9 protein-coding genes, 2 tRNA genes and 3 rRNA genes are annotated in these 16,013 nt (G+C 63.4%); 10 read left to right on the top strand and 4 right to left on the bottom strand.

Annotated features, from left to right (window positions below; genetic code table 11):
• Nucleotides 1-171 precede the first annotated feature (171 nt).
• The 5 genes from OG884_RS10150 to OG884_RS10130 all read left to right on the top strand — a co-directional run bounded on the left by OG884_RS10150 (nucleotide 172) and on the right by OG884_RS10130 (nucleotide 5,574).
• The gene (locus OG884_RS10150) at nucleotides 172-597 is read left to right on the top strand and encodes a molybdenum cofactor biosynthesis protein MoaE (RefSeq protein WP_326644401.1); all 426 of its coding nucleotides are present in this window, start codon (nucleotides 172-174) and stop codon (nucleotides 595-597) included.
• 83 nt (nucleotides 598-680) lie between these two features.
• Nucleotides 681-1,727 carry a YlbL family protein gene (locus OG884_RS10145; RefSeq protein WP_326644400.1) on the top strand — a complete coding sequence of 349 codons (1,047 nt, stop codon included), beginning with the start codon at nucleotides 681-683 and terminating at the stop codon, nucleotides 1,725-1,727.
• 337 nt (nucleotides 1,728-2,064) lie between these two features.
• Complete coding sequence (locus OG884_RS10140) at nucleotides 2,065-4,986, top strand: UPF0182 family membrane protein (protein ID WP_326644398.1); 2,922 nt, start codon at nucleotides 2,065-2,067, stop codon at nucleotides 4,984-4,986.
• Between the two features lie 75 nt (nucleotides 4,987-5,061).
• Nucleotides 5,062-5,135 (top strand) — tRNA-Met (locus OG884_RS10135).
• Nucleotides 5,136-5,500: 365 nt separating this feature from the next.
• Nucleotides 5,501-5,574 (top strand) — tRNA-Met (locus OG884_RS10130).
• A gap of 178 nt (nucleotides 5,575-5,752) precedes the next feature.
• On the opposite strand, the gene OG884_RS10125 is transcribed toward OG884_RS10130, so the two are convergent.
• Nucleotides 5,753-5,986, bottom strand: coding sequence for a hypothetical protein (locus OG884_RS10125; protein WP_326644397.1), 234 nt, complete (start codon nucleotides 5,984-5,986; stop codon nucleotides 5,753-5,755).
• Between the two features lie 53 nt (nucleotides 5,987-6,039).
• Entirely contained in the window at nucleotides 6,040-6,450 is a 411-nt protein-coding gene (locus OG884_RS10120) for a hypothetical protein (RefSeq protein WP_326644395.1), read from the bottom strand.
• A 649-nt stretch (nucleotides 6,451-7,099) separates the two neighbouring features.
• Between OG884_RS10120 and OG884_RS10115 the strand changes: the two genes are divergently transcribed.
• The 3 genes from OG884_RS10115 (at nucleotide 7,100) to rrf (ending at nucleotide 12,405) form a co-directional block, all read left to right on the top strand.
• Nucleotides 7,100-8,623 (top strand): 16S ribosomal RNA (locus tag OG884_RS10115).
• 407 nt (nucleotides 8,624-9,030) lie between these two features.
• Nucleotides 9,031-12,157 (top strand): 23S ribosomal RNA (locus OG884_RS10110).
• Nucleotides 12,158-12,288: 131 nt separating this feature from the next.
• Nucleotides 12,289-12,405 (top strand): 5S ribosomal RNA (gene rrf / locus OG884_RS10105).
• The 16S, 23S and 5S rRNA genes sit together here, the layout of an rRNA operon.
• A gap of 212 nt (nucleotides 12,406-12,617) precedes the next feature.
• Here rrf and OG884_RS10100 read toward each other — a convergent pair.
• Nucleotides 12,618-13,085, bottom strand: a complete 468-nt coding sequence (locus OG884_RS10100; RefSeq protein ID WP_326644393.1) for an Lrp/AsnC family transcriptional regulator — start codon at nucleotides 13,083-13,085, stop codon at nucleotides 12,618-12,620.
• A gap of 131 nt (nucleotides 13,086-13,216) precedes the next feature.
• Here OG884_RS10100 and OG884_RS10095 point away from each other — a divergent pair, with 131 nt between their 5' ends.
• Both OG884_RS10095 and OG884_RS10090 read left to right on the top strand, forming a co-directional pair.
• A complete protein-coding gene (locus OG884_RS10095) occupies nucleotides 13,217-14,110 on the top strand; it encodes a phenylalanine 4-monooxygenase (protein ID WP_326644391.1) in 894 nt (297 codons plus the stop codon).
• 128 nt (nucleotides 14,111-14,238) lie between these two features.
• Nucleotides 14,239-15,252 carry a serine hydrolase gene (locus OG884_RS10090; RefSeq protein WP_326644389.1) on the top strand — a complete coding sequence of 338 codons (1,014 nt, stop codon included), beginning with the start codon at nucleotides 14,239-14,241 and terminating at the stop codon, nucleotides 15,250-15,252.
• 32 nt (nucleotides 15,253-15,284) lie between these two features.
• Here the strand turns inward: OG884_RS10090 and OG884_RS10085 are convergent, their stop codons facing one another.
• Nucleotides 15,285-16,004, bottom strand: a complete 720-nt coding sequence (locus OG884_RS10085; RefSeq protein ID WP_326644387.1) for a response regulator transcription factor — start codon at nucleotides 16,002-16,004, stop codon at nucleotides 15,285-15,287.
• Nucleotides 16,005-16,013 lie beyond the last annotated feature (9 nt).

Here is a 16,013-nt window from a genome sequence, read left to right as displayed (position 1 = left end):
AGGAACGAGCGGCCCCGGTCGACGAGGGAAGGAGCCGGGTTTGAGCGGCCGAACCGCGACGCGCAGCGTCGCCAGCGACTCGTGAGGTACGAGCGACCTTGATCGACGAGGGAAGGAGCCGGGTCTCAGCGGCCGAGCCGCGACGCGTTGGCGTCGCCATAGACTCTGGACGTGGATGTCATCCGGTTGCTCGATATTCGCGACAGTGCGCTCTCCGTCGATGAGGTGCTCGCCGCCATCGGCGATCATGCCGCGGGCGGTACGACGGTCTTCGTCGGCACGGTGCGCGAACAGGATCACGGCAGGCCGGTCACGAGCCTGTCCTACTCGGCGCACCCGAGTGCCGAGGGCGAGTTGCGCCGGGTGGCCGAGAAGGTCGCCGCGGACTTCCCGGTGACCGCCCTGGCAGCCGTCCACCGGGTCGGCGACCTGAGGCTCGGCGACGTCGCGGTCGTCGTGGCGGTCGCCGCCCCCCACCGCGGTGAGGCGTTCGAGGCATCCAGAAGGCTGATCGACGACCTCAAGAGCCAGGTCCCCATCTGGAAGAACCAGTTTTTCACCGACGGTTCCTCCGAGTGGGTGGGAGCCTGCGATTGATCCCGGGCGAGTGGTGTGCGCCCGTCGGCGCGGCGGCGTCCGGGTGCGGTTTCATGACCTGTCGTACGGCATAGGCTTTGTCCATGTCCCGACGAGCCCTGACCTTGATGGTGGCGGGCTTCCTCACGCTCATGCTCGCGCTGGTCGGCGCCGTGCTGCCGGTGCCGTACGTCGTGCTGAGCCCTGGGCCGACCGAGAACACCATCGGTGACGTCGACGGCAAACCGGTGATCAGCGTCGAGGGACACCAGACGTATCCGACCGACGGCAAGCTCAGTCTCGTCACCGTCGCGTACCAGGGCGGCCCCGGCACCAGGATCGATCTGTTCAGCGCGCTCAGGGGATGGATCGATCCCACCATCGCGGTCGTGCCCGAGGAGACGATCTTCCCTCCGGCGACCACCGCGAAGGAGGTCGAGGAACAGAACACCCAGGAGATGACGAACTCCCAGGACGACGCGACCGCGGCGGCGCTGACCGAGTTGAAGATTCCCTACAACTCGATCGTGACCGTGGGCTCCACGGAGAAGGGCCTGCCGGCCGATGGGAAGTTCAAGGTCGGGGACGAGATCGTGTCGGTGGACGGCACGCCCGTGGCCGATCGTGAGACCGTCGCCTCCGCTGTCCGCAAGCACAAACTGGGAGAAGAGGTCAGTTTCGTCATCAACAGGGGCGCCCAGAGCCTGACCGTCGCCGTCCCGACCGTCGCCGGTAAGGATGGAACGCCCATTGTGGGCATCACCATGCGGGTCGGGTACAAGTTCCCCTTCGAGGTCAAGATCAATGTTGGTGACGTCGGCGGGCCGAGCGCGGGGATGATGTTCTCCCTGGGCATCGTCGACAAGCTCACCCCGGGGGCGTTGACCGGCGGCAGGTCCGTCGCGGGGACCGGGACGATCACCGCGGAGGGTGATGTCGGCCCGATCGGCGGCATCCAGCAGAAGATGGTCGGCGCCAGGAGGTCAGGTGCGACGGTCTTCCTGACCCCGGCCGACAACTGCGCCGAGGCGGCCAGGGCAATCCCGGACGGACTCCGGCTGGTCAAGGTCGCGACACTGCGCGAGGCCGTTCAGGCGATCGACGCGATCCGTACCGGCTCGGGTTCCGTGCCGAGCTGCTCGACCGGCTGACGCCGGAACCGGGCCGGAGGTAGGCGCTGCGCCAGGGCGCACGGTGGACACGCCCGTGCCGGAGGAGTGGCTCCGCGAGCTCGATGGCAAGGTGGGGCGTGATGTCCGATTTGCAAAGAAAGTTGGATTTTCGGCCCTGGATCTCGTCACGGGGCACTCATCAGGACCCTCATGCGTTGCTACCGGTGGACCCGATACCAGTGGACGTTGTGGCCGGACCGTGCCCGAAAGGCTAAGCACGCCCCAACTCCCGCCGGTGTAGGTTTCCAGACACGGACCGTGCTCTTACGACAAGGGGTTGGCCTTGAGCTTCCGGACCCCCGGAGCCGGTAGGGCAATGCGCTTGCCCCGCCGGCCACGACTGCTACTTCCCGTCGCGATCACTTTGGTCGTGATAGTCGCGTTATTCTTCCTATTTGCCGGTATTTTTACCGATTACCTCTGGTACGACTCGGTCGACTACACCGCCGTCTTCTCCGGTGTGATCGTTACGCAGATCCTCCTGTTCATCGTCGGTGCGTTGCTGATGGTCGGCATCGTCGGCGGCAACATGCTGATGGCGTACCGCATGCGGCCGATGTTCGGCCCCGGGATGTTCGGTGGTGCCAGCGGCGCCGACCGGTATCGGATGGCCCTCGACCCGCACCGCAAGCTGATCTTCCTGATCGGCGCGGCGGTGCTCGGTCTGTTCGCGGGATCATCCCTCTCCGGTCAGTGGAAGACCTGGCTGGAGTTCGTCAACGCGACGCCGTTCGGCGAGACCGACGCGCTGTTCAAGATGGATCTCTCGTTCTTCATGTTCTCCTATCCGTTCATCCGGATGATGCTGAACTTCCTGTTCATCGCGGTGGTGCTGTCCGCACTGCTGTCGGTGATCGTGCACTACCTGTACGGCGGGTTCCGGCTCCAGTCGCCCGGCGTGCACGCCTCTCGCGGCGCCAGGGTGCATCTGTCACTGCTGCTCGGCATCTTCGTGCTGCTGAAGGCGATCGCCTACTGGGTCGACAGGTACGGGCTGGTCTTCTCCGACCGGGGCTTCCGGCACGGTGCCTCCTACACCGATGTCAACGCGGTGCTTCCCGCCAAGACCATCCTGGCGATCATCGCCCTGATCTGCGCCGTCCTGTTCTTCGCGGGGATCGTGCGGTCCGGCGGCATGCTGCCCGGCGTCGGCTTCGGTCTTCTGGTGCTCTCGGCCATCCTGATCGGCGGGGTCTACCCGGCCCTGGTCGAGCAGTTCCAGGTCAAGCCGAACCAGCAGGGCAAGGAGCAGGAGTACATCAAGCGCAACATCGACGCGACACGAAAAGCCTACGGCGTAGACAAAGCCGAGGTGATCGACTACACGGCTCAGGGTGACCCGAGCAAGGTCAACGTCACCGCGGACAGCTCCATCTCCGGCGTGCGCCTGCTCGACCCGAGCCTGGTCGCCAAGACCTACCAGCAGAAGCAGCGGATCCGCGGCTACTACGACTTCCATGAGCCGCTCGACGTCGACCGCTACCCCGACGCGGACGGCACGATCCGTGACACCATCGTCGCCGTGCGAGAGCTCACCGGGCCGCCGACGGAGCAGAACAACTGGATCAACCGGCACCTCGTCTACACCCACGGCAACGGTTTCGTGGCCGCGCCCGGTAACGAGGTCGACTCCGAGGGCCTGCCCAACTTCGACGCCAAGGACATGCCGGTCACCGGCTCCCTGGCGGAGCGGACGAAGCTCAAGGAATCGCGGATCTACTTCGGTGAGGCGCCCGCTTCGACCCAGTACGTCGTCGTCGGCGGCAGCGGGGAGAAGCAGCAGGAGCTCGACTACCCCGAGAGCGGCGGCACCGGCCAGAAGAACACCACCTACGACGGCAAGGGCGGGGTCCCTGTCGGCTCGTTCATCAACAGGATGCTCTACGCCGCCAAGTACGGCGAGATCAACCTGCTGCTCTCCGGTGACATCAACGCGAACTCCAAGATTCTTTACGCGCGCAACCCGCAGGAGCGCATCGCCAAGGTGGCGCCGTTCCTGAGCCTGGACGACAACCCCTACCCCGCTATCGTCAACGGCAGGGTGGTCTGGATCGCCGACGCCTACACCACGTCCAACGCCTACCCGTACTCCCAGAGCAAGAGCCTGGAGGCGATGACGCGGGACACCGTCACCGACCCGCGCCTGGTGGTGCCGCAGCCGCGTGACCAGATCAACTACATGCGCAACTCGGTGAAGGCCGTGGTCGACGCCTACGACGGCACCGTCAGCCTGTACGCGTGGGACGAGAAGGACCCCATCCTGCAGACCTGGCGCAAGGCCTTCCCCGGCATCATCAAGCCGCAAACGGAGATGGCGCCCGAGCTCAAGCAGCACCTGCGCTACCCGGAGGCGCTGTTCAAGGTCCAGCGTGATGTGCTCTCCCAGTACCACATCTCCGACCCGAACGCCTTCTACAGCGGCCAGGACTTCTGGAACGTCCCGAACGACCCGTCGTCCGGCGACCGCGACACCAAGCAGCCGCCGTACTACCTGTCGGTCAAGATGCCGAAGACCTCGGCGCCCTCGTTCTCGCTGACGACCACGTTTGTGCCGCGCCAGGGGCCCAACCTGGCGGCGTTCATGGCCGTGGACGCCAACCCCGGACCGGACTACGGGAAGCTGCGCATCCTGCGCATGCCGTCCAATACCACGATTCCCGGGCCCGGCCAGGTGCAGAACAACTTCCAGAACAAGTTCTCCGGCGAGCTCAACCTGCTCGGACTCGGCCAGGCGAAGGTCCGTTACGGCAATCTGCTGACCCTGCCGTTCGCCGACGGCCTGGTCTACGTTGAACCGGTCTACGTGGAGATCGCGGCCGCCTCCGGCCAGGAGCCGTACCCGATCCTCCGCCGGGTCCTGGTGGCCTACGGCAGCAAGGTCGGTTCGGCCGACACGCTCAAGGGCGCGCTGGAGCAGGTCTTCGGCGGCACCCAGAGCGCTCCGCAGGGCGAGAACACGTCCGGTGCGGCAAAGCCTGAGGAGGCCAAGCCCGCCACCGAGCTGGCCAAGTCGATCGACGAGGTGCAGAAGGCGTACGACAAGGCGCAGAAGGCGCTCCAGGCGACCCCGCCGAACTGGACCGAGTACGGCACCGCCCAGAAGGAGCTTGAGACGGCGCTGGGCAAGCTGAAGGCCACCGCCGAGACAACGGGCGTCACCCCCAGCCCGGCACCCTCGGCGACACCGTCCGGCACACCGGTTCCGTCGGCGACACCGTCGCCCTCACCAAGTTCCTAGGAGACGACACAGGGGCCCAGCGCTACTCGATTCGCGTCCGCCTCCAAAGCCGGGTATGGTTCTTACATACACCGACGCGGGGTGGAGCAGCTCGGTAGCTCGCTGGGCTCATAACCCAGAGGTCGCAGGTTCAAATCCTGTCCCCGCTACAAAGGAAAGGCCCCGGTCGCCGGAAACGGCGACCGGGGCCTTCTGTGTTTCCCCCGGTTCCGTTGAACCGGGTACCGGGAGGCCGGCTGCGCAACCCCCGCGAGGCGGTCCACAGCGGCGTGAAGCGTTCACCCCTCATGCTCTGACGACCCGGCTCACGCGCGGGGTGGCCCGCGGGGGCGGCGGGTGAGGTCTGTCGATGCCTCCGGTCCTGGGCGCGCCGACATCATCATGGCCACGCTGACCTGGATGATCGCACCGTGGCAGGGCCATCCGTGAGTGGTGCGGCACGGGTACGTCAACCTGTGCTCCCGCGCCGATTTGCAGTCGGAGGGGAATACCGGATAGTGTTCCATCATACCGACGCGGGGTGGAGCAGCTCGGTAGCTCGCTGGGCTCATAACCCAGAGGTCGCAGGTTCAAATCCTGTCCCCGCTACAAAGGAAAGGCCCTGATCTCCTGGAGATCAGGGCCTCTCGTGTTATCCAACCGGTTGGGGCCTGCCCGGTGCCTCCACGATCGCTGGAGAGCATCCGAGCTCGATCCGGATGTGCCCTGTCGGTAGTCGGGCGACGAGCCCCGCTCCTTTCGGGCGGGGCTGTGGCTCATCCGGCTCTCAGGCTCTGAGCCTCTCCCGGCGATGCCGCGGGACGAAGCCAGGGTTGACCCGGCGAATCAGCAGGCTTGCCTTGTAGAGAGCCCAGCAGGTGAGGAAGGCCCCGAAGGAGACCTGCCCGATCCACGTCCACGCAGAGCTCTCGACGGCCGCGAACATCACTACACCGGTCCAGACAAAGCCGAAGACGCCCACGAGGGTCGCCGCAGCCCAATTCAGCCCTCGCTGCAACATGCCTGGAGTCTTACAGATCTTGGTTCAAGACCAGGTCAATGACGCGGAAGGCCTCACCGGGGGATGCTACGGCTCGTGCCGGCACACCTCCGCGCGCGAGCCCCACCGGTGTTCATCGGGGTCGCTCCGAGAGGATTCTCCTCAAGGTATGCCAGCAGTGCGGCCGCGGTGTGGGCATCTGCCAGGATCCGGTTCACCTCGTCCTCGGATGTCGGGAGCTGGCCACGCTTGGCGAGCTCGTCGGTGAGGAAGGTCAGCGGTTCCGGGTAGCCGGCCGCCTTCGCGGAGACCGTCGCTCGAGCCGCGGTGAGGAGACGCAGGTAGTAGGCGCGGAGGGTTGCCTCTCGCATGCGTGCGTCTTCAAGGTCGTTCAGCAGAGACCGGGCAACCCTCAGCAGATCACCTGGGCGATTGGCCTCCGCGTCGATGTGCGCGCGGATGTCGTCGAACTCCGAGCGGGTCATGGTGCTCACCTCCACGGCGGAGTCAGGATCCTGACCCTCGCGCCTACTTCGTATCCAGAGTCGATTGCGAATGGCTTGATGTCTGGTTGCGCACTTCGACTTCCTATGACTGTTTGGGACGCGCGAGCCCCGGGGATGGTTGGCAAGTTGTCTCTGTGACGTGAGAGTCCTGGTAGTGTTCTTCTCGCAGGGCAACGAGCCCCCGGATCCAGAACCTCCCGGGTGAGCGGAGTGCCTCGCAAAACCCTCTCGCTAACCTGATAAATCAGGCATGTCTGCATGAATTGGACGCTGGCCGGATGTTGGAGTAAGTTAGAGGGGTTGCCCTGGAAACAGGGTGGTCGCAATCCTAGCGGATTCGGCGGGTTGGGGTCGATGGTCGGAAAACCGGCAATTTGACACAAGCCCGGCAGATCCGATAAGATGGTGACACGGAATGGAACGCCCTGAAGTCTGGGACACCGCGAAGGCGGGTCCGCGGACGACGGTGTACGCGTCCGTTTCTTGAGAACTCAACAGTGTGTTAAAAGCCAGTGCATGAAGCACAACCCTGTCCGACCTGCCCTTTGGGGTGGGAGGACGGATTCCTTTGGTTGAACATCCATCATGTGAGATGGGTGCTTTCAGCCGGGAGCAACTGTTCAGACATTGTTTGGAGAGTTTGATCCTGGCTCAGGACGAACGCTGGCGGCGTGCTTAACACATGCAAGTCGAGCGGAAAGGCCCTTCGGGGTACTCGAGCGGCGAACGGGTGAGTAACACGTGAGTAACCTGCCCCTGACTCTGGGATAAGCCCGGGAAACTGGGTCTAATACCGGATACGACACCTCCCGGCATCGGGTGGGTGTGGAAAGTTTTTCGGTTGGGGATGGACTCGCGGCCTATCAGCTTGTTGGTGGGGTAACGGCCTACCAAGGCGACGACGGGTAGCCGGCCTGAGAGGGCGACCGGCCACACTGGGACTGAGACACGGCCCAGACTCCTACGGGAGGCAGCAGTGGGGAATATTGCGCAATGGGCGAAAGCCTGACGCAGCGACGCCGCGTGGGGGATGACGGCCTTCGGGTTGTAAACCTCTTTCAGCAGGGACGAAGTTGACGTGTACCTGCAGAAGAAGCGCCGGCTAACTACGTGCCAGCAGCCGCGGTAATACGTAGGGCGCAAGCGTTGTCCGGAATTATTGGGCGTAAAGAGCTCGTAGGTGGCTTGTCACGTCGGGTGTGAAAGCTTGGGGCTTAACTCCAGGTCTGCATTCGATACGGGCTGGCTAGAGGTAGGTAGGGGAGAACGGAATTCCTGGTGTAGCGGTGAAATGCGCAGATATCAGGAGGAACACCGGTGGCGAAGGCGGTTCTCTGGGCCTTACCTGACGCTGAGGAGCGAAAGCGTGGGGAGCGAACAGGATTAGATACCCTGGTAGTCCACGCTGTAAACGTTGGGCGCTAGGTGTGGGGACCTTCCACGGTTTCCGCGCCGTAGCTAACGCATTAAGCGCCCCGCCTGGGGAGTACGGCCGCAAGGCTAAAACTCAAAGGAATTGACGGGGGCCCGCACAAGCGGCGGAGCATGTTGCTTAATTCGACGCAACGCGAAGAACCTTACCAAGGCTTGACATCGCCCGGAAACACTCAGAGATGGGTGCCTCTTCGGACTGGGTGACAGGTGGTGCATGGCTGTCGTCAGCTCGTGTCGTGAGATGTTGGGTTAAGTCCCGCAACGAGCGCAACCCTTGTTCAATGTTGCCAGCACGCTCCTTCGGGGGTGGTGGGGACTCATTGGAGACTGCCGGGGTCAACTCGGAGGAAGGTGGGGATGACGTCAAGTCATCATGCCCCTTATGTCTTGGGCTGCAAACATGCTACAATGGCCGGTACAGAGGGTTGCGATACCGTGAGGTGGAGCGAATCCCTAAAAGCCGGTCTCAGTTCGGATTGGGGTCTGCAACTCGACCCCATGAAGTCGGAGTCGCTAGTAATCGCAGATCAGCAACGCTGCGGTGAATACGTTCCCGGGCCTTGTACACACCGCCCGTCACGTCACGAAAGTCGGCAACACCCGAAGCCCGTGGCCCAACCAGCTTGTCTGGGGGGAGCGGTCGAAGGTGGGGCTGGCGATTGGGACGAAGTCGTAACAAGGTAGCCGTACCGGAAGGTGCGGCTGGATCACCTCCTTTCTAAGGAGCATCGGCTGCGGTCGTCTTCGGGTGGTCGTGGTTCAGGTCGTGTCTGCAGGCGTACGTTCTGCACACGGCGCGCTCATTAGTGGAGCGCTGGCTATTCGGTTCGGCGGGATCGCTGATCGGTTAGTACCGCCTTGGTTCTTCGGAGCCGGGGAGTGGGAACGGCGGTTGCGGGGTTTCGCTGGGGTGAACACACTGTTGGGTCCTGAGGAAACGGACTTTGAGGTGGGCCCGCTTGCGGCGGGCTTGCTGTCTGTTTGGGCCTCATGCGGGACCGATCATCTGTCATACCGGCTCGTTCGTGGCGCACCGTGGGTGCGACCCGGTGGGTGTTGGTGGCGGGTCTGGTCTGGTCGCTGTTTGTTGTTTGAGATTTGCATAGTGGACGCGAGCATCTTTGTGGCCAAGTTTTTTAGGGCACACGGTGGATGCCTTGGCATCAGGAGCCGATGAAGGACGTGGGAGGCTGCGTTAAGCCCCGGGGAGTCGCCAACCAGACTTTGATCCGGGGATGTCCGAATGGGGAAACCTAGCACCAGTCATGTGGTGTTGCCTCCGCCTGAATGTATAGGGCGGTTGGTGGTAACGCGGGGAAGTGAAACATCTCAGTACCCGTAGGAAGAGAAAACAAATAGTGATTCCGTGAGTAGTGGTGAGCGAAAGCGGATCAGGCTAAACCGTAGGCGTGTGATAGCCGGCAGGCGTTGCGTTTACGGGGTTGTGGGACCCTCTGGGAGGGGCTGCCGTTCCTCCGGACAGTAAGAAATCCTTTCGATAGCCGAAGCTTCTGGGAAGTGGCGCCGTAGACCGTGAGAGTCGGGTAGGCGAAATCGGTTGGACTGTTGGAGGGGATCCCAAGTAGCACGGGGCCCGAGAAATCCTGTGTGAATCTGCCAGGACCACCTGGTAAGCCTAAATACTCCCTGATGACCGATAGTGAACAAGTACCGTGAGGGAAAGGTGAAAAGCGCCCCGGTGAGGGGTCGTGAAATAGTACCTGAAACCGTGTGCCTACAAGCCGTAGGAGCGTAAACATTCTTCGGAGTGTTTGTGATGTGACTGCGTGCCTTTTGAAGAATGAGCCTGCGAGTTATGGTGTGTGGCGAGGTTAACCCGTGTGGGGGAGCCGTAGCGAAAGCGAGTCTGAATAGGGCGTTTGAGTCGCATGCTGTAGACCCGAAGCGGAGTGATCTAGGCATGGGCAGGTTGAAGCGCGGGTAAGACCGCGTGGAGGACCGAACCCACCAGGGTTGAAAACCTGGGGGATGACCTGTGTTTAGGGGTGAAAGGCCAATCAAACTCCGTGATAGCTGGTTCTCCCCGAAATGCATTTAGGTGCAGCGTTGCGTGTTTCTTGCCGGAGGTAGAGCACTGGATGGCTAATGGGCCCGACAAGGTTACTGACGTCAGCCAAACTCCGAATGCCGGTAAGTGAGAGCGCAGCAGTGAGACTGCGGGGGATAAGCTCCGTAGTCGAGAGGGAAACAGCCCAGACCACCGACTAAGGCCCCTAAGCGTGTGCTAAGTGGGAAAGGATGTGGAGTCGCAGTGACAACCAGGAGGTTGGCTTAGAAGCAGCCATCCTTGAAAGAGTGCGTAATAGCTCACTGGTCAAGTGATTCTGCGCCGACAATGTAGCGGGGCTCAAGTACACCGCCGAAGTCGTGGCATTCACACATGTATCCGAGCCTTTGTGGTTTAGGTGTGTGGATGGGTAGGGGAGCGTCGTGCGGCCGGTGAAGCAGCGGAGTGATCCAGCTGTGGAGGCTGTGCGAGTGAGAATGCAGGCATGAGTAGCGAATCAGAAGTGAGAAACTTCTGCGCCGGATGACCAAGGGTTCCTGGGGCAGGCTAATCCGCCCAGGGTAAGTCGGGACCTAAGGCGAGGCCGACAGGCGTAGTCGATGGACAACGGGTTGATATTCCCGTACCCGCTACGATGCGCCAATACTGAATCCAGTGATACTAAGGGTCCTTAACCCCTCCGAGCCTTCGGGTTTGGGGTGAGGGTGAACGCCTGGCCTGAATTGGTAGTAGGTAAGCGATGGGGTGACGCAGGAAGGTAGCCCAGCCCAGGCGATGGTAGTCCTGGGGTAAGCATGTAGGGAGGATCGTAGGTAAATCCGCGGTCCATGTATCCTGAGATGTGATGCCGAGCCGATTGTGGCGAAGTGGGTGATCCTATGCTGCCGAGAAAAGCCTCTAGTGAGTGTCGTGGCGGCCCGTACCCTAAACCGACTCAGGTGGTCAGGTAGAGAATACTAAGGCGATCGGGTGAACTGTGGTTAAGGAACTCGGCAAATTGCCCCCGTAACTTCGGGAGAAGGGGGGCCTTCGCTGGTGATGAGTCTTGCACTCTGAGCTGGTGGGGGTCGCAGAGGCCAGGGGGAAGCGACTGTTTACTAAAAACACAGGTCCGTGCGAAGTCGTAAGACGATGTATACGGACTGACGCCTGCCCGGTGCTGGAACGTTAAGGGGACCGGTTAGTCGCACGTGTGTGGCGAAGCTGAGAACTTAAGCGCCAGTAAACGGCGGTGGTAACTATAACCATCCTAAGGTAGCGAAATTCCTTGTCGGGTAAGTTCCGACCTGCACGAATGGCGTAACGACTTCCCCGCTGTCTCAACCGCAGACCCGGCGAAATTGCACTACGAGTAAAGATGCTCGTTACGCGCAGCAGGACGGAAAGACCCCGGGACCTTCACTATAGCTTGACATTGGCGTTTGGAACGTCTTGTGTAGGATAGGTGGGAGACGGTGAAGCTATCACGCTAGTGGTGGTGGAGTCATTGGTGAAATACCACTCTGGTCGTTTTGAACGTCTAACTTCGGTCCGTGATCCGGATCAGGGACAGTGTCTGGTGGGTAGTTTAACTGGGGCGGTTGCCTCCTAAAGAGTAACGGAGGCGCCCAAAGGTTCCCTCAGCCTGGTTGGCAATCAGGTGTCGAGTGTAAGTGCACAAGGGAGCTTGACTGTGAGACCGACGGGTCGAGCAGGAGCGAAAGCTGGGACTAGTGATCCGGCGGTGGCATGTGGAAGCGCCGTCGCTCAACGGCTAAAAGGTACCCCGGGGATAACAGGCTGATCTTCCCCAAGAGTCCATATCGACGGGATGGTTTGGCACCTCGATGTCGGCTCGTCGCATCCTGGGGCTGGAGTAGGTCCCAAGGGTTGGGCTGTTCGCCCATTAAAGCGGCACGCGAGCTGGGTTTAGAACGTCGCGAGACAGTTCGGTCCCTATCCGCTGCGCGCGCAGGAGACTTGAAAGGAGCTGTCCCTAGTACGAGAGGACCGGGACGGACGAACCTCTGGTGTGCCAGTTGTTCCGCCAGGAGCACGGCTGGTTGGCTACGTTCGGAAGGGATAACCGCTGAAAGCATCTAAGCGGGAAGCTCGCCTTGAGATGAGGTCTCCCACCCTGTGAGGGGGTAAGGCTCCCGGTAGACGACCGGGTTGATAGGCTGGAAGTGGAAGCGCAGTAATGTGTGGAGCTGACCAGTACTAATAGGCCGAGGACTTGACCACAAAGCAACATGCTTGATCTGTGCAGCGCTCTGTCCCTTCGCCGGGTCCGGAGCAGCGCCAGATCAAGGTCTTGCCCGCGTCCACTAGGCAATTCTGAAACAGCAAACAGTGGTTTGTGTGTTTCATAGAGTTACGGCGGTTATGGCGAAGGGGAAACACCCGGTTACATTCCGAACCCGGAAGTTAAGCTCTTCAGCGCCGATGGTACTGCACCGGGGACGGTGTGGGAGAGTAGGTCGCCGCCGGACAATTTTTCATGTGAGGGCCCTCACCATTCGTGGTGGGGGCCTTCGTGTTTTCCGGGAGGTTTTCCTCCGAGGCGCTGCTCACCGGTGTCTGCCGGGGGCGCTCCACGCGGGCTGGGATCGTGTGACCTCCGGCGTCGCACGCTCGCCATCGTCTTCGACGGCCTCAGGGGGCCTGCGGGCCCGTCGATGATGTGCCGTCGCCCGGCGATGGGTCAGGTGTCGGCTGCGGCGTGGAGCAGGGGCTCGATCCGGTAGGGGACCTGGATGGAGAGGGCGATCGTGGTGTCGGTCCGCTGTACCGCGGGGGAGGCCAGGATGCGAGCGATGATCTCCTGGAGGTCGGGGGTGCTGCGCGCGACCACGCGACAGAGCAGGTCGGCCTGACCGCTGGTGCCGTAGACCTCCAGGATCTCGGGAAGAGGCTCCAGTGCCCGTACGGCCTCTTCCAGCCGGCCCTGGGCGATCTGTAGCGAGACGAATGCCAAGATCGGGTACCCGGCGCCCTCGGGGGCGACGGTGGGGCCGAAATCGGAGATGACGCCGCGGGCGGTCAGCTTCTCGACGCGGGCCTGAACGGTGCCCCGGGCCACGCCGAGCAGGCGGGCCAACTCGGTCAGGCCGATGCGCGGGTGGGCGCGCATGGTGACCAGGAGACGGCAGTCCAACTCGTCGATAGACATCTCATCAGGATGTCAGCAGACTGGGCGATTCGACCAGCGTAAGCGAGGTATGATCATACATTTCTGTGCGGATCGCCCAGCAATGCTGGCCGCTCTTGTCAATGTTTCCAGAAATTGCTGTCATTTCATATATGTTCGAGGAAGCGCAGTACTTCGCACCGGTGGCGACACGTGACGACGGCACGATCGAGGTCCAACTCGGTGCCGGTCATCCGGGTTTCGCCGATCCGGTCTACCGTGCGCGCCGCAACGCGATCGCGGCACTCGCCGTGGGGTACGTGCCTGGTACGCCGATCCCGACGGCCGAGTACACCGCACAGGAGCACGAGGTGTGGGCGCTGGTCAGCCGGGAACTCAGCCTGAAGCACCACAAATACGCCACCGTCGAGTATCTGGCCGCGACCGAGCGGCTTGGACTGCCCGCCGAGCGCATCCCGCAGCTCCAGGAGGTCAGCGATCTGCTGGAGCCACTGACCGGATTCCGCTATGTGCCGGCCGCCGGGCTGGTGCCGCTCAGAGATTTCTACGGTGTTCTGGCGGATGGGCTATTCCACTCCACGCAGTACATCCGGCACCACTCCACGCCGCTGTACACGCCGGAGCCCGACGTGATCCACGAGGTGATCGGGCACGCCAACGCGCTGGCCTCCGACCGCTACTCGCGGCTCTACCGGCTGGCCGGGCAGGCGGCGCGGAGGGTCGAGGGCTCCGAGGCGCTGGAGTTCATCTCAAAGGTCTTCTGGTTCACGATGGAGTTCGGCGTCATGACGGACCAGGGTGAGCTGCGGGCGTACGGTGCGGGCATCCTGTCCTCCTACGGGGAGATCGAGGAGTTCCGGGGCATGGACATCCGGCCGCTGGACGTCGCCGCTATGGGCACCACGCACTACGACATCACGAAATATCAGGATGTTCTCTTCCGAGCGGAGTCGCTGAAGCACCTCGAAGACGTCGTCGGCGAGTTCTGGGCGACCTGCGACGACGAGAGCATCGCCCGGCTAATCACCAAGGTTTCCCAAGGGTAGGTGCGGGTTCAGCGCGACATTTCAAGGCGCACGTCCTGTTTCTGGCTAGATTCGGCTTCATCGTCTTCTTAGTACCTGTTGTGGGATATATCCCGATCGTCACGTAATGGGGGAGACGGTTGGGGTGGATGATGAGAGCCAGGCATCGGGTGGTCGCGGCCGCCGTCCTGCTGGTCACCGCGCAGGCCACCGCCTGCAGCACGTGCCAGGGCCTGACGCCGGTGAGCATCTCCTCCCCGACACCGTCCCCCTGGCGGCAGGCGGCACCGGCGTCGGTGCCCCCTCCTGTGGGGCCGTTCCTGGCAGCGGCTCCTGCGCCCACCTTCCCCGGCACCACGGCGCTCAGGGCTCCGGGGCGGACGGGGTCCACCGGCTCGCCGAGGATCGTCTCCGGGAAGCTCACGCACACCCTCGACGGGTTTCTCGGCAGGTACGGCGGCGGCCGGACCACCGCCTCGGTGCGCGATCTGACCACGGGCAGGAACTACCACTACCACCGCGCCCTGCGACTACCGACGGCCAGCGCCTCCAAGGTGAGCATCCTGACGGCGCTGCTGCTCGAGACGAGGTGGCGTGAGCTCGGTGATCGGGCCAGGTCCGACGCGAGGCATATGATCCGCTTCGGCGACGACGGAGCCGCCGACCGGCTGTATGAGCGGATCGGTCTGGAGCCGGGCATGACCAGTGCGAACCGCAAGCTCGGCCTCAGGCGTACCCACACCCCCGGCGGGCGGTGCGCGGACCCGAGCTGCTGGGGCGCCACGCAGAGCACAGCCGAGGACCAGGTCCGGTTGGTCAAGGCGTTGGCCACGGGCAAGAGCCCGCTGGCCCCCGCGGAACGCCGGCGGGTGCTCGGGCTGATGGAGAGGGTGACTCCCGACCAGAAGTGGGGGATCAGCGCGGGGGCGTGCGAGAGCGACCAGGTGGCGCTGAAGAACGGCTGGCTGCGGCACGCGTCGAACGGGCACTGGGCGGTCGTCAGCGCAGGACTGATCCGCGGGCACGGGCATGACTACGCGGTGGCGGTCCTCACCGAGGACAGCCCGAGCATGAGTGCGGGCATCACCAAGGTCGAGGGCGTGGCCGCGCGAGTCATGGACGCCTTCAGGGGCGAACACGGCTGCGAGACGGGCGCGAGCTGAGTGGCGGGCGCGCGTTTCGCGGTGGGTACGCGTTACGGGGTCCTGTCGACCAGCCGGTAGCCCACCCCTCGCACGGTCTGGATCAGTTGGTCGTCGGTGTCGCCCAGACGCGCGCGGAGGCGCTTGACGTGCACCGCGATGGTGTTGGTCGAGGCGGTGTCCGTGGAGTTCCAGACATGCCGCATGATCTGTTCCCGCGTCACGGTGCGGTGTGCGTTACGCATCAGATAGTGCAGCAGCTCGAACTCGCGCAGCGGCAGGTGGATGATCCGGCCGCCGACCGTGACCTGGTAGGCGTTGATGTCGAGCTCCACCTTGCCGACCACGAGTACCCTGCGGGCCCCGGGCTCGCCGGTGAACGCGGCGTGAACCAGGGGCAGTAGCTCGGGCACCCGGTAGGGCCGGGCCACGCACGCGGTGGCCCCGGCCGCCAGCGCCTGAACGGCCTGCTGGGCGTGTCCCTCGCCCACGCCCAGCAGGACGGGTATCGCCCGCGTCAGCCGTACCGCGCGGACGAACTCCACAGCCCCCAGGACCGGTAGTGAGGCGCTGACGAGAACGACGTCGGGCCGTAGCGCCCCGGCCTGCAGGAGGGCCTGGGCGCCGTCGGTGACGCCCGTGACCCGCACCCCTTCGCGTTCCAGGGCCGCGGACAGGTCATGGACCATGGCCGCCTCCGGATCGGCCACCAACAGGATGGGCGCCGTCCGTCTGTCCCCTTCCACCTCTGGTGCCGTCTGCGGCTGGAGCACCCGGATCCT

Origin of the sequence: Streptosporangium sp. NBC_01755 (genome assembly GCF_035917995.1) — a bacterium.
Lineage (GTDB): Bacteria > Actinomycetota > Actinomycetes > Streptosporangiales > Streptosporangiaceae > Streptosporangium.
The sequence above is the reverse complement of the archived record's forward strand: the minus strand, read 5'-3'. Positions and strand labels throughout refer to the sequence as shown.